Source organism: Bacillus sp. FSL K6-1006, assembly GCF_038593175.1.
Lineage (GTDB): Bacteria > Bacillota > Bacilli > Bacillales > Bacillaceae > Bacillus > Bacillus safensis.
On the sequence record NZ_CP151970.1, the window covers coordinates 618,686 to 633,677 of the forward strand.

The following is a 14,992-nucleotide window of genomic DNA, read 5'->3' on the forward strand; positions in this document are numbered from 1 at the left end:
GAGAAATTACGGGTGTTTATTTTCAAGCGCCGCATTTGCAGGCACTTTTTTATTCGGTTTAAAGATGAAATAAGCAGCCAGTACACCAAAGGTAATGATACTCGTCAAAATGAGCTGTGGCCGCATAGATTCGATAAACAGCATCGATGCCAAGATGGCGCAAATGACCAAAATGGTAAAGTACGTGAGGTATGGGAACAGCCACATTTTGATTTTGAGCTGTTCTGGATTTTCTTTTTCGATTTTGCGTCGCATTCTTAATTGAGAAACGGCAATGACCAAGTAGACAAGAAGAGCAATGGCGCCAGATGCATTGACTAAGAACAAAAAGATGGTTTCAGGATAAAAGTAGTTCATCATGACGGCAATGTAGGAAAAGAAGGTACCTGCGACTGTAGCCGCTACAGGAACACCACGTTTGCTGATTTTCATAAAACGTTTCGGTGCTTCGCCTCTTTCTGCTAATGAATAAAGCATTCTGGACGTTGTGTACAACCCGGAGTTTAAACAAGATAGAACAGCTGTTAAGACAATGACGTTCATGACTTGAGCGGCTGATGGAACACCAATGTATTCTAATACCGCAACGAACGGGCTTGTTAAAATACTTGCGGAATTCCAAGGAAGCAAGGTGACAACGACAGCAATTGATCCGACATAGAATACGATAATACGCCATACAACAGAGCGGGTGGCTGTCGTCACAGATTTGACTGGGTCTGCTGATTCACCGGCCGCTATGGCCACAATTTCCGTTCCCATGAAGGAAAAGATGACGACGACAATTCCGAGTAACACAGAGCTGAATCCATTTGGAAGAAAACCGCCGTTCCCTGTTAGATTGGCAAGACCTGAAGTATGATGACCGCCAAAACCAAAGATAAATGCAAAACCAATGAGTAGAAAGAGAATGATGCTGACGACTTTAATTAATGAAAACCAATACTCAAATTCGCCAAAAGATTTAACAGAAAAGATATTTGTTAATGTTAAGAGGATTGTGAGGATAAGACTTGTGAGCCATACAGGTGCATCTCCATACCAATATTGAATAATGGCAGCACCGGCAATGGCTTCGATGGCGATGACGATCACCCAGAAGAACCAGTAAAGCCAGCCGATTGTAAACCCGGCCCATGGACCGATGGCATCGCTCGCATATTGTGAGAAAGAACCGCTTGTCGGATAGGCACATGCCATTTCTCCAAGCATTCTCATAATAAAGATCACCAGAAGTCCGGCAAAAGAATAGGAAAGAATGGATCCAGGCCCTGCAGAATGAATGACAGCGCCGCTACCAACAAATAGCCCTGCCCCAATGACCCCAGCAATGGAGATCATCGAAATATGTCTTGTTTTAAGGTTTTTTTGAAGACCGTTTGTCATGTTGGACATTTCTTTACCTCCAAACATTTCTCATGAATAGAGAATTTGTTTTTAGAATATTTTAAATTTTATCATACTGAATTGTCATTCAGCATTGGACAGGTTATCAAACTGACATTTCAAACCTCTTAACATGATGTTAAAAAGTAGAAAGGATTTGAGAGATTATGTTCCCTCTTTTCCCTCTGTTTATTTTTAAAATAGCATAAATAAGGAAGGAGGGAAGTTGTGTCCCAAAATAAAATTATTCTGATAATTTATCCAAGAAGAGTGATTTGACGATATGTCTATTTCGAAGAGAAATGGAAAAAGGTTGATAGGAGTAGGTCTTGAGGTCATTTGACCTTGTAAAAATAAGTTTGCTTAGGTCAACACATTTCTATTTATCCTATTTTGCTGACATAAGCGAATCATGTTGCTGTAGACCCACACGGGCTTTGCTTTGTAAGATAAATAATAGAAAAGTGATGTGTGAGGAGGCGCGGTTCAGCATGGAGCGCTATAACGAATTAAGACAAGGTGAAACAGGTGCTTGGGTCAGCATCATTGCCTATGTGATCTTATCTGCGGTCAAACTCATTATTGGGTATGTGTTTCATTCAGAGGCTCTTTCAGCAGATGGATTGAATAACACGACGGATATTATTGCATCCCTTGCTGTGTTGATCGGGCTGCGTATTTCTCAAAAGCCGCCTGATGAAGATCATCCGTATGGTCATTTTAGAGCGGAAAATATTGCGTCTCTTGTAGCTTCCTTTATCATGATGCTTGTTGGGCTTCAGGTTTTGCTGAGTGCAGGCAAGTCGCTCTTCTCATCTGAGCATCAAACGCCGGATATGATCGCGGCTTGGACAGCAGCAGGAAGTGCTGTTGTGATGTACGGTGTGTATATCTATAATCGCAATCTGTCCAAACGGATCAATAGCCAGGCTCTTCATGCGGCAGCTGCTGATAATAAATCAGATGCGTATGTAAGTATTGGCACATTTGTAGGAATTATGGCTTCTCAATTTCAGCTGGCATGGATTGATACGCTTGCAGCGTTTGTCATTGGCTTAATTATTTGTAAAACTGCGTGGGAGATTTTCAGAGATGCCTCTCATTCGTTAACAGACGGTTTTCATATAAAAGATATGTCTAAATATAAAGAGACCATTGAAGCAACACCAGGAGTGGGCGATTTAAAGGATATAAAAGCGCGTTATCTTGGAAGTACAGTCCATGTGGATGTAGTGGTTGAGGTCGAGCCTAACTTGAACATAGCAGAAAGCCATGATATTGCAGATGAAATTGAACGTAGAATGAAGCAGGAGCATGATATTTTACATTCTCATGTTCATATGGAGCCAGCAAGTGAGCCGAAAGAAGAGAAGAAGTCTTTTCCATCGTGAGAAGGCTTCTTTTTTATATGTGCTGATGTTATATGCAAATGCGCGTTGTATGGTAAAGTTAGACTATATGAAATTTGACAGAAACGTGATAGGAGGATCAGGATGGCATTTGATGAACCGATGCATTCAGATTTACAAAAAATCGTAGATAACATCAATAAAGTCATGGTTGGGAAAAAAGATATTGCGATATTAAGCCTTGTTGCGATTTTGGCGAAGGGGCATGTGCTGCTAGAGGATGTGCCTGGTGTAGGGAAGACGATGATGGTTCGTGCTTTGGCAAAATCCATTGGCTGTGAGTTTAAGAGAATCCAATTCACTCCTGACCTTTTGCCTTCAGATGTAACAGGCGTGTCGATTTACAATAAAAAGACAAATGAATTTGAATTTAGGCAAGGGCCGATCATGGGGCAGATTATTTTGGCTGATGAGATCAACCGGACCTCTCCTAAAACACAATCAGCATTGCTTGAAGCGATGGAGGAAGGCAGTGTCACAGTGGACGGAGAAACGATGCTACTTGCGGATCCTTTTTTCGTCATGGCGACGCAAAATCCAGTGGAATATGAAGGGACTTATCCGCTGCCAGAAGCGCAAATGGACCGGTTTTTATTCAAGCTGCAGATGGGATATCCGACCATGCTCGAGGAGCTGGAGGTGCTCAACTTGCAGGAGAAAGAATCCCCGATTGATACGCTCCAAGCTGTCATGACAAAGGATCATATCCATGCGTTGCAGCAGGCTGTTCAGACCATTCATGTGGATGCATCCATTAAAGAATATATTGTTGAAATTGCTCAAGCGACGCGTAAACATCCATCTATTTATCTAGGTGTGAGTCCAAGGGGATCGATCGCCTTGATGAAAGCGGCACAGGCGTATGCGCTTTTGAATCAGCGCGATTATGTGATTCCTGATGATGTACAGTATTTGGCGCCTTATACATTACCGCATCGTATGATTTTGACATCAGAAGCGACATATGAAGGGAAGAAGGCGGAGACACTGCTGCGGCAAATGCTTGAGCAAATTGGCGTGCCAGTTCAAAAGTCGATGACTCAATGAAGTCACGTCATCGTGTAGCAATTTCATTATGGTTAAGGGTGATGATGCTCATCATTCTCACTGCGGCAGCCTTTTGTTATGCCATGTTTCAGGGAGGGTTTGTGAGCTGGTTCCTTTTTTATGCATTTTTACCATATGCTTTGTATGCATTGCTGTTTGCACTTGTTCCGCTGCGCGCGACAGCCAAGAGGACAATACAGCAAACACGCTTAAAGGCGGGAGATGTGCTGTCTGTTGACCTTGAAATCAAGCGGACACATCCATTTCCGTACGTTTACGTCATGATAGAGGATGCTCCGCCAGACACCTTTCACTTAAAGGAACAGATTGAAATGAAGCAAATGCTTTTCCCTTGGTTTCGGAAAACTTGGCGATTTTCCTATCAATTGAATGATGTCATACGGGGAGAGCATCATTTGACAGCGGTTCGAATTAAAACGGGTGATATGTTTGGGTTTGTTGAGAAAGAAATCATCATTCCGTTAGAGAAGAAGCTGCTTGTCTACCCCAAAGTGCTGGATATCCCGGTGGAGCCTGCTGAGTCAGTGAATGAAAATGGAAGCAAAGCGGTTCACTCTTGGTTAAATGAACCGACCCATGTGACAACAGGCGTAAGGGAATACCAGCAAGGAGACCGTTTTGCTTGGGTGGACTGGAAGACGACGGCCAGAAGAGGCCAGCTGATGACGAAGGAATTTGAACAGAATCAATCAAAGGACCTTGTCGTGTTTGCTGATTTTACCGATCAAACTGTTTTTGAAACAGTCGTCTCTATTACAGCATCTGTTCTTCAAACGGCTGTGAAAAAAGGCGTGCCGTCAGGTCTTGTCCCTCTAGGAGATCAGCATGCCTTTCGAGTCGATCAAGGAGAACTTCATTTACAGAACATGCTTTATTATTTAACAAGGGTGCAGCATCAGCCTTCCCGCGCACTAGAATATAAACCGTTAGCAGCGAGTGAGTACCAGCACTCAGGAAAATATGTCGTCACGGGTCAGCTGCAGGAGGAGCTTGCGGCAAGTCTTTTTGGAAATCGAAACAGAAAGAACATCACCGTGCTTTTAGTGAAGAAAGCCGTTGACCATTTGACGACAAAAGAAAAACAGCTTGTAGACCGGCTCAAGGCCTCTGGAATACGCACCACCCTTTTATTTGAAGACCGGCTGCACGAAAGAACTGTGAGGTGACAAACATTTATGCTGCATACGCATCTGCGGCAAAGCCGTTTTGAATTGTTCATCTATTATGCTGTAGCTTTTCTGCTACTATGGGAGTGGCTTCGTCCACTTCAGGATTTTACAGAGACGAGCCATACGTCTTATTTCATCATTTTTATCGGGCTTACGTGTTTGTTTACGTTCTTTCGTCTGAAGTGGTATGTGACGTTTCCTATTTGTGCTGGACTGATTTTGCTCGCCTTATATTTGATCTTTTATCAATCAGCGCCAGGTTATCCGGCTGCTTTGTTTGCTGATATCAAGGATAATATCACGTTAATGAGCATGGGCATGTGGAGTGACATGTATCCGTCTTTCCGCACATTGTTGTTTTATATTTTGCTGTGGCTGCTTGTCTATTTGCTTCATTATTGGGTGGTCTATCAGCAGCGTATCTTTTTCTTTTTACTGATGACGATTGTGTATGTCACGATTCTTGATACGTTTACGCCATATGATGCGACCTTTGCGATCGTTCGTATTATGGTATTTGGATTTTGTTTGCTTGGATTGCTGTATTTTGATCGACTGCGTTCGGCTGAGGGCGTTCGGGTGTCACAGAAAGCGCGCCTAAAGTGGTTTTTGCCCATGCTGGTGCTTGTCCTTCTATCAGCGTCACTCGGCGCTTCTTTGCCAAAGTCTGATCCGAAATGGCCTGATCCTGTCCCGTTTTTTAAGGCAGTGACGAATCAAGATGGGACAGCCGGGCAGAATAAAGTGGGATATAGTGCAGATGATTCGGCGCTTGGCGGACCATTTAGTGAGGACCGCACACCTGTCTTTAAATGGAGCGGAAAGGAGCCGTCTTACTTTCGTGTAGAAACAAAAAGTATTTACACAGGAAAGGGCTGGGAGGATGCTTCAAATGATACGAAGTCTACTCGGTTAAAGGACGACACTGTGCCGAATCGGTGGTTTACTGAGCGAGTGAAAACAGAGGTACATGAAACGAGAGTCGATATGGAATCGAACTATCGATTTAATCATGCCGTCTATCCGATTGGTACGATTACGCTGACACCAATGGAAAATATTCCGCTGCAAATCATGGGCAAAACGGAGAAAATTGTCCCGTCTATGCAAAACCCACCTAAAAATTTAGGGAACTATCAAGTCAGCTTTTTATCCCCTACATTTATCCTGGAGGATTTACAGAGAATCAAAGTACCGACAAAGAAGCAGGTGAATCAGCAGGTAGGCCGTGAATACTTGCAGCTTCCATCCTCACTCCCAGAGCGTGTGAAAACTTTGGCAAACAGCTTAACGGAAACGAAGGACAATATGTATGATAAAGCCAAAGCAATCGAGGATTATTTAGGATCTGCGAAGTTTTCATATGAAACGCAGAATGTCGCTGTGCCTGGTCGTAATGAAGATTATGTGGATCAATTTTTATTTGATACGATGATCGGCTATTGTGATAATTTTTCAACCTCTATGATTGTAATGCTTCGTTCGATCGGAATTCCGGCGAGATGGGTAAAAGGGTATACGTCTGGCCAGTTATATGAAACACAAATGGATGGAAACAATGTGTATGAAGTGACCAATAACAATGCGCATTCATGGGTAGAGGTTTATTTTCCAAACAGAGGCTGGGTCACCTTTGAACCGACAAAAGGATTTACAAACCCAGAGACATTTACGAATGAAGCTGTTTCAAGCGATCAAACGGATGATCAAAAAGAAGAAGAAGATCAGTCTAGTTCTGATGCAAGTGAAGATCAGCAGCAAGACCAGCCGAAGCAGCAGGAGGCAGAGCAGCCTGCACAACCAAAGGAACAAACAGCGCAGGCAAAGCCAAATATGGTGCATGTTGGTTGGGTTATAGGTTATGCGGCAGGAGCTATTTTCCTGCTTGGTTTCATCAGCTGGATGCTTTATCGATTCAGAACAAGATGGCTGCCATTCTTTATTGTAAGAAAGGTGAAACGTCTGCCAGAGGATGAAGCATTCTTCTATGCGTATGCAGCTCTATTAAAGCAGCTAGGGCGCAGAGGAATCGAGAAAAAGCCAGGTATGACGCTAAGAGAATTCGCTTCGTTGATTGATGAGAAGAATGGAGACCATCATATGTCAGAGCTGACGCAGCTTTATGAACGTGCGCTCTACCGGCGAGAGGATGCGTCGGCGCTTTGGCAGCAATCGGCAAAGTTATGGGAAAATTTAATAAACAGGAGATAGTCTTGACCGCGTACCTTCCTGTTGTTAGAATAGGTGAATATTAAAACCTTCTAAAATACATGAAATTGAAGCGTTCGGATGTGAGTCTGGGCGCTTCAAAAGCGTGATTCACACTGAGAGCAGGTTTTCTCCTCTCATTTTTTCTGTGCGTTTATAAAAAACTATATTGGACATAGAGGTGACACCATGACAAATTTAGTAAATGAAATGATTTTGGTTCTCGATTTCGGCAGTCAGTACAATCAGCTGATCACACGCCGTATTCGTGAATTTGGTGTGTACAGTGAGCTTCATCCGCACACTTTAACTGCTGAAGAAATTAAAGAAATGGCACCTAAAGGAATCATCCTTTCTGGTGGACCAAACAGTGTTTATGATGAAGGATCTTTCCGCTGTGATGAAAAGATCTTTGATCTAGACATTCCGGTTCTAGGCATTTGCTACGGCATGCAGCTCATGACTCACTATTTAGGCGGGAAAGTAGAAGCGGCCAGCCAGCGTGAATATGGAAAAGCAGATATCCATATTAACGGAACACCTGCTTTATTCAAAGACCTTCCGACTGATCAAGTCGTTTGGATGAGCCATGGTGACCTCGTTGTTGAAGTACCAGAAGGCTTTACAGTCGATGCAACAAGTGCACATTGTCCAAACTCAGCCATGAGCTTAGCTGAGAAGAATTTCTATGGCGTTCAATTCCATCCAGAGGTTCGTCACTCTGAGTACGGAAATGACCTATTGAAAAACTTTGTCTTCGGCGTGTGTGATTGTGATGGCAAATGGTCAATGGAGAACTTCATTGAAATCGAAATGCAGAAAATCCGTGAAACAGTAGGCGACAAGCAAGTATTGTGCGCACTAAGCGGCGGTGTGGATTCATCTGTTGTGGCGGTATTGATCCACAAAGCCATCGGCGATCAGCTGACATGTATTTTCGTTGACCACGGTCTTCTTCGCAAAGGCGAAGCAGAAGGGGTTATGAAAACATTTAGCGAAGGTTTCAACATGAACGTGATTAAAGTAGATGCGAAAGATCGTTTCTTAAACAAGCTAAAAGGTGTGTCTGATCCTGAGCAAAAACGTAAAATCATCGGTAACGAATTCATCTATGTATTCGATGACGAAGCGGACAAGCTAAAAGGAATCGACTACTTAGCACAAGGAACACTTTACACAGACATCATTGAGAGCGGAACAGCAACGGCGCAAACAATCAAATCTCACCACAACGTAGGCGGTCTTCCAGAAGACATGCAGTTCGAATTGATTGAGCCACTCAATACACTATTCAAGGATGAAGTTCGTGCCCTAGGTTCAGAGCTTGGCATTCCTGATGACATTGTCTGGAGACAGCCATTCCCAGGTCCAGGACTAGGTATCCGTGTACTAGGTGAAATTTCTGAAGAAAAACTAGAAATCGTCCGTGAATCGGATGCGATTCTACGCGAAGAAATTGCCAACTTCGGCCTTGAGCGCGACATCTGGCAATACTTCACGGTTCTCCCAGACATCCGCAGCGTAGGTGTTATGGGTGACGCAAGAACATACGACTACACAATCGGCATCCGTGCTGTTACATCTATTGATGGTATGACGAGTGACTGGGCAAGAATCCCTTGGGACGTGCTAGAAAAGATCTCAACTCGTATCGTCAATGAAGTGAAGCATATTAACCGCGTGGTGTATGATATTACGAGTAAGCCGCCTGCTACGATAGAGTGGGAATAAATGTAAAAGAGCTAAAAACCTTTGTGTATCAAGGGTTTCTAGCTCTTTTTTATTTTTAACTGCACTTTTCCCTTCCATTTTAATGTGTTAATGAATCATTCCATCCCTTACACACATCAATCCATTGTGAATAACCGGAGTGTTTTTCTAATTGTTTTATTGTGAGTTCAATAGCACTGTTACTGCTCCCGCAGGCTGGATAGACTGTCTCAAAACGTTTGAGTGAAATATCTAAATAAACAGAAACGCCATTCTTTATAGCAAAAGGACATACTCCGCCAATTTCATGACCGACCAAGTCAACGACCTCATGAGGAGAAAGCATTTTAGCTTTTGTTTTAAAATATTCCTTGAATTTTTTGTTATCAACTTTTGCATCGCCAGAGGTCACAATTAAAATAGCTTGTCCCTTTACTAGAAAGGATAGTGTTTTTGCGATTCTTTCAGGTTCGCAGCCCAATGCAGAAGCAGCCAAGTCTACAGTTGCACTAGATACTGAAAATTCTTGAATTCGAGTATCCATATCATATTGTTTAAAATAATCTTTTACTTGTTTGATTGACATGATGATTTCTCCTTTTTATTTGTATTGATTGATGTTTGCTAGACTTTATTATTTAAACGATATTGATGTGGTGTTACGTGATACTTTTTCTTAAATAAACGAATGAAATGCTCTACATTTTGATAACCAACGGCTGCCGCAATATGATCTACTTGTGAATTGCTGCCAGTGAGCATTTCGCAGGCTTTTTCCAATCTTATTTCTTGTCGAATCTCACGAAATGATTTGCCAAGCTTACGAGATATATATTTTGACAGGTAAGACTGTGAAAGGTTAAATTCCTCTGCCATCTCCTGGATTGTTATATGCTCACAACATTGCTGAATATATTGGAGCATTTGAATAATACGTATTTCACGATATTGTTTGACCTGATTTACGTTCATATGACTTGGTTTGAACCTTAATAAAAGACATAATAATATCTCAAACAAATTATTCATAATCAACTGGTAACTAGGAAACCGATTATAATTTTCTGTAAATAGTTGAAGAGAGCAGTCTAGCAAATGTTTATCCAAGTGACTATGGAAAATAAGAATATTTTTATTTTCTTTTATATACAATGCATTCAAAAAGAATTCTGAAATGACATTATTTCCTTTTAACATTTTAAAAAACACTTTTTGAAAAGTACTCTTACGGATCATGATTTGCATGGCGATTGTATTCTCCATTACAATTGGCTTGTGTAGGGTGTCAGGTGGAATAAAGGCAATATCTCCTGATTTTAAAGTCATTTTTTTGTCTTCCACTTCTACATACATCTCATTTTCCAGAACATAGATCATTTCAAAGAAATCATGGATAGCCGGCAATTGAGGCATAAAACGGCTATACTTTCTCACTTCGATATCTTTCTCCTGACCTAACCACATGGTATCTTCCTTTTCAAATTCGTTTTGCCCTTTTTGTAAAAACTCTTCTATATATATTTGCTTATGCATTAAATTGTGTTTATCATAATCCTTCAAAAATAATTGCAATGATTGATTGTCATGCTTTTTCTGTTGGTATTGTTGATAAAAGATTTCTTGCTCGTTATATTCTCTTAAATATTGCATCACTTCATGTTTTTCAAGTTTATCTTTTTCCATCTACATCCAAACCTCTAGTTTATTTACTGCAACTACCAGGGCCTTCACTGTTGCTTCTATAATATCCTTATCAATTCCAGCACCCCAATGCATTTTTCCTTGATATGAAATGCCAATCTGTGCACAGGCTTGTGCTTGGGAATCCTTTCCTAAAGAATTCTGTTCATAGACTTCCAAAACATATTCGAGATGAAAATATGCTTTTAACGCATTACTGATTGCATCTAAACTTCCAGTGCCAGTTCCTTGTATTTTAATTTGTTGATCATCTCTCAGCAAAGTTAAGGTAACTTCCTGCTTCTCTCCTTTATGAAATTGATAAACAAGCAGCTGGAAATGAGGGTGATAATCAACATACTGTTCTTTAAAAACATGATATATTTCTTCGACAGACAATTCCTTACTTGTCTGATCAGATACTTTCTTCGCTTCATAACCCATGGCTTCATTCATTTGATAAGGAAGTTGAATGCCATAGTTTGTTTCTAGGATATAACCTATGCCGCCTTTTCCAGACTGGCTGTTGATTCGAATCACATCCGTTTGATAATTCCTCCCCAAGTCAGCGGGATCTACTGGGATATACGGAACGTCCCATTTATCAACTTTATTTTCTTTTCTATATTTCATACCTTTAGATATCGCATCTTGATGTGAACCAGAGAATGCGGTGAAAACCATCTCCCCAGAATAGGGCTGCCTCTCAGGAACAGTGATTTTTGTTAGTTTTTCATATTTTTTACGAATCGCTTCTAGGTTATTGAAATTCAATTTTGGATCATAACCTTGTGAATACATATTCATCGCCAAGGTAATCAAGTCAACGTTCCCTGTACGTTCACCGATACCAAATAATGTACCTTCGATTCTTTCTGCGCCAGCTAGAACACCAAATTCTGCATCACTCACCCCAGAGCCGCGGTCATTATGAGGATGAACAGATAATGTCACACTGTCTCGGTAAGGCAGATTTTTGTGTATATACTCAATCTGACTTGCAAAGATATGAGGCATTGAATATTCAACTGTTGTCGGAATATTGATGATTGCTTTATGAGTTGGTGTCGGTTTCCAAATATCTAAAACACTATTACAAATATCTAACGCATAATCAACTTCTGTTCCTGGAAAGCTTTCAGGACTATATTGAAAATAAATATCACTATTTGTTTTTTCGGCAAGTTCTTTTACTAAAATAGCTCCATCAATGGCAATTTGTTTAATTTCATCTTTTGTTTTCTTAAATACCTGTCTGCGCTGCGCTTCTGAAGTCGAATTATATAAATGAACAATCGCTTTCGGTACCCCCTTAATGGCTTCGAAGGTTCGGCGGATAATATGCTCTCTCGCTTGTGTGATCACCATAATCGTGACATCGTCTGGAATCATTTGATGATCAATCAGTGTCCGTAATAGCCTAAATTCCGTATCAGAAGCAGCTGGAAATGCGATCTCAATTTCTTTAAAACCTATCTCTACTAATAACTGAAACATTTCCAATTTTTCTTCTAAGTTCATAGGAATAGGTAATGCTTGATTACCATCCCGCAAGTCCACACTGCACCATATCGGAGCACTTTCTAGTGTTTCTTTCTTCACCCAATCATACGTAAGGTTCGGTGGCAAAAAGTATTTCTTTTCGTATTTTTTGTGGTTAAACATGATCGATTCCTCCTAGAAAATAGAATATAAAAAAAGCCTTTCATCCCCAAGATTTAACTTGGAGACGAAAGACTTCTTCTTACGCGGTACCACCCCTGTTTCATGATAAATAAACATTATCATGCCCTTATTCGGATACAGATTGTTTGATCTGATATCCTTCCCATATAACGGTGGGGGGCCGACCTTAACTACATCAATACTTTTAATTTCACTAAGGCAACTCTAAGGTGAGTTCCCTGCCATTTTGTTGTTGCTTCTCATCAACCAGCAACTTTCTGAAAACATTTCGGCAAGTACTATTCCTTATCATCGCATTCTCATTTTTCTGATTTTTTCTATTATACCAAGTATACAAAAAAGAGATAGTGATAGGGATATCTTTTTTAATTGATTTTTTTTGTCCTATGGGTGCATATCTTCATTTTTAATCCTCTTCACCAAATAAAAATCCAAGGCCCCAAATAAAGGTGAGTGAATTCATAGCGATCAATAAAATCGCACCAATTTTTTTCATGGCAATGAACCTCCTCTTAAATTTAGTCTGCTAGCCTTCAAAATTTAAATTCACTGGTTCATCCTCTAAATGATCCACAGTATTTTGTTCTGTGACTGGCACACTTTCATCTACCGTTTTAAAACTAAGTTCGTCCATCCAAATGTGACCTTGACCATGTAGTAATATGCCAAACGCAATGACTTCACTTTTGACTGGAGCATCCAATACTACACTAAAATGATTCCAGCCGTTTGTTCCTGTAATTGGACGGTTCATCATATTGTCAAACGCAAGAACTTCACCTGAAGAATGGTCAATCCTCATCCATAAACCAGCTGAACCTTTCACATCTTCGCTTTTGACAAAAGCGGAAAATTGAAGACGTTCTCCTCGGTAACGATCAGACTTAATTTGCTGCATCAATGTCGCGAAACCTCGAGCTTTTTCATCTTTTGATTTTAAATAAGCGGAGTTAGTACCACTGTGAACAATTCTGTTATCCAAACCTGTTTCATAGTCAGATGGGGTGTCCCCCGTCATAATCCAGCCAGTAGGTGTGTTCTGATGATCAGCCATAATTGTTTCCTCCTCATTAATCACATTCCTTAATAATCTCCGATAACGTGCGGGTGACATGTCATATATTTTCTTAAAGGCTCTAGTGAAGGATTCCTGTGAACCAAAACGATACTGCAATGCGATGTCAATCGCCCGTTGGTCCGTATGAATTAAATCCTTCGCCGCTTGGGTCATTCGACGTTCCCGTATATAGTCAACAACTGACTTCTTAATCACTTTTTTGAACATACGGTGAAAGTGAAACCTAGAATAACCAGCGTGTTTCGCTAGAGTTTGAAGCGGTAAATCATCTTTCAGATGTTGTTCAATATAATTTAATGTTTCTTGAATCGTTTTCTCATGTTCTTGATAGGACAACCGAGCACCTCCTTGCCTTACGAGTTTAGTATAGCGGAAATGCTTCTTAGGAAACTTGACTTTTTGTGCTATGTTGTAATATCAGAGGGAGAATTTCCTAACCTAGGTTTAGAGATTGGTATTCATGACGACATCGTCTAGAGACATCCAAACTCAGATCCAGGACTAGGTATCCGTGTACTAGGTGAAATTTCAGAAGAAAAACTAGAAATCGTCCGTGAATAAGATTTAATTCTAATGAATGAATTTCCAAATTCGGTCTTGAACGCAACAGCTGGTAATAATTCACGATTGCCTCAGACATCCGTAGCGTAGATTTCGTGGGTAAATCAGGGACATATGACTACAAGATCGATATCTTCCTGTTACATTTATTGATGGTTTGAAAAAAATTCATTGGGGCGTGTTTGTGAAAGTTTTACCTCGTATCGTGAATGAAGTGGAAGCATATTAACCATGGGAGGGGAATAAGAAATAGAAAGCCTATAATTCTTATTTAAATAGATTATAGGCTCTTTTTCTTTTAAAAAAGGCAGTTAGTAAAAATTTAAAAAACTGCCTATACAACCAACTCAGGCATATATGAATTAACTCTATGTACTTTATTATTTTTTGTTGATGTGTAAAATGAATATCTCTGTGTATAATGTTTTCCTTGAATATCGTAAAAAGTAATATCAAATTCCCATTTCAATGATTCTGAAGGTATTATTTCCATTTTATTTCTATCTATAGCAGTCAAATATAAACAAAATTCACTGTGATTATCAACACGTAAAACATCTGTATCAATAGGTTCACTGACTCCTAAAATGTCATAATCATCTTTATGCTTTCGTTGAAAGGCTGTAACTGTACCAATGTGTATATTATTAGGTTTACTATCTTCCTCTAAAATTTTCACATGACAAGAAAAAGCAATACCAGCACCTTGATTTATTATTTTGAAAGGAATAAAGATGTTATCATTGTTTTCTCTTTTCATTTCACCTTCAAATCTATGTATCTGATATTTTGGGATGAGAGATAGGTATGGTAAATGCTTCAAACGCTCAGCTTCTTTATTATTCGCCAATTGTTCCTGGTATTTTTCCTCGTCTTTTTTTAAACTTTCTATATGAAGTTTATGCTGATGTTCCAGTGACCTTATATTTATTTTATTTGTAAAATAAAGAGTTATCCAACATATACCAATAGATACTAGAGGTGGTACTACGATTTTAAAAATTTCTAACATGAAGATACCTTTTTCATTTTGATAT

11 protein-coding genes and 1 other annotated feature are annotated in these 14,992 nt (G+C 40.1%); of the genes, 5 read left to right on the plus strand and 6 right to left on the minus strand.

From position 1 onward, the window contains the following. Positions 1-6 precede the first annotated feature (6 nt). Positions 7-1,395, minus strand: coding sequence for a GABA permease (gene gabP / locus NSS65_RS03120; RefSeq protein ID WP_024424482.1), 1,389 nt, complete (start codon positions 1,393-1,395; stop codon positions 7-9). A gap of 482 nt (positions 1,396-1,877) precedes the next feature. Between gabP and NSS65_RS03125 the strand changes: the two genes are divergently transcribed. The 5 genes from NSS65_RS03125 to guaA all read left to right on the plus strand — a co-directional run bounded on the left by NSS65_RS03125 (position 1,878) and on the right by guaA (position 8,971). Next, a complete protein-coding gene (locus NSS65_RS03125) occupies positions 1,878-2,777 on the plus strand; it encodes a cation diffusion facilitator family transporter (RefSeq protein WP_034282879.1) in 900 nt (299 codons plus the stop codon). Between the two features lie 102 nt (positions 2,778-2,879). Further along, a complete protein-coding gene (locus NSS65_RS03130) occupies positions 2,880-3,842 on the plus strand; it encodes a MoxR family ATPase (RefSeq protein WP_061110547.1) in 963 nt (320 codons plus the stop codon). Further along, a complete protein-coding gene (locus NSS65_RS03135; RefSeq protein WP_061110546.1) occupies positions 3,839-5,029 on the plus strand; it encodes a DUF58 domain-containing protein in 1,191 nt (396 codons plus the stop codon). Before NSS65_RS03130 ends, NSS65_RS03135 begins: the two co-directional genes overlap by 4 nt. A gap of 9 nt (positions 5,030-5,038) precedes the next feature. Continuing rightward, a complete protein-coding gene (locus tag NSS65_RS03140) occupies positions 5,039-7,243 on the plus strand; it encodes a transglutaminase domain-containing protein (protein WP_101676660.1) in 2,205 nt (734 codons plus the stop codon). Between the two features lie 186 nt (positions 7,244-7,429). Further along, positions 7,430-8,971, plus strand: coding sequence for a glutamine-hydrolyzing GMP synthase (guaA, locus tag NSS65_RS03145; protein ID WP_024424487.1), 1,542 nt, complete (start codon positions 7,430-7,432; stop codon positions 8,969-8,971). A 79-nt stretch (positions 8,972-9,050) separates the two neighbouring features. On the opposite strand, the gene NSS65_RS03150 is transcribed toward guaA, so the two are convergent. From NSS65_RS03150 to NSS65_RS03170, 5 genes are all read right to left on the minus strand, one after another. After that, complete coding sequence (locus NSS65_RS03150; protein ID WP_041116046.1) at positions 9,051-9,536, minus strand: YbaK/EbsC family protein; 486 nt, start codon at positions 9,534-9,536, stop codon at positions 9,051-9,053. A 38-nt stretch (positions 9,537-9,574) separates the two neighbouring features. Then, complete coding sequence (locus NSS65_RS03155; RefSeq protein ID WP_061110543.1) at positions 9,575-10,633, minus strand: AraC family transcriptional regulator; 1,059 nt, start codon at positions 10,631-10,633, stop codon at positions 9,575-9,577. Next, positions 10,634-12,295 (minus strand): 2-isopropylmalate synthase, encoded by a 1,662-nt coding sequence (locus tag NSS65_RS03160; RefSeq protein ID WP_254001587.1) that lies wholly within the window; start codon positions 12,293-12,295, stop codon positions 10,634-10,636. A 57-nt stretch (positions 12,296-12,352) separates the two neighbouring features. Beyond that, positions 12,353-12,617 (minus strand) — a binding site (T-box leader). A gap of 225 nt (positions 12,618-12,842) precedes the next feature. Beyond that, positions 12,843-13,730 carry a helix-turn-helix domain-containing protein gene (locus NSS65_RS03165; protein ID WP_326135358.1) on the minus strand — a complete coding sequence of 296 codons (888 nt, stop codon included), beginning with the start codon at positions 13,728-13,730 and terminating at the stop codon, positions 12,843-12,845. A gap of 559 nt (positions 13,731-14,289) precedes the next feature. Then, on the minus strand, positions 14,290-14,967 hold the full coding sequence (locus NSS65_RS03170) for a hypothetical protein (protein ID WP_046314161.1): 678 nt from the start codon (positions 14,965-14,967) through the stop codon (positions 14,290-14,292). Positions 14,968-14,992 lie beyond the last annotated feature (25 nt).